The 238-nt window shown below is 37.0% G+C and carries 1 protein-coding gene; it reads right to left on the reverse strand.

Annotated elements, in window-relative coordinates; all coding sequences use genetic code 11:
* Positions 1 to 226, reverse strand: a 226-nt coding sequence (locus AAEZ05_RS30120) for a DUF2884 family protein (RefSeq protein ID WP_350650324.1), incomplete at its 3' end; no start/stop codon positions are given.
* Between the last annotated feature and the right edge of the window lie 12 nt (positions 227 to 238).

A 238-nucleotide genomic window follows, 5' to 3' on the forward strand; every position in this document is an offset into this window, starting at 1 on the left:
GTGAAAAGGTATTCATTTTTTCTTCAAATGAACCGCCTTCAGAAGACATGATCTGGCTACCTAATGTCATCATTAATGATCCCATTGAGTTGGTGACCATTTGTTCTATCTCTTGTTCAAACTCTTCATTAAATGCATGTTCAATTGAAGAGTCTGTTGAACCTAAATAAAACTTATCGCCTTGCTGATACGCCATGGTGTCAATGCGTGTTTGAATCCCTGTCATTAGCTTATCAAT

It is taken from the genome of Pseudomonas sp. HY13-MNA-CIBAN-0226 (assembly GCF_040310305.1).
Taxonomy (GTDB): domain Bacteria; phylum Pseudomonadota; class Gammaproteobacteria; order Pseudomonadales; family Pseudomonadaceae; genus Aquipseudomonas; species Aquipseudomonas gregormendelii.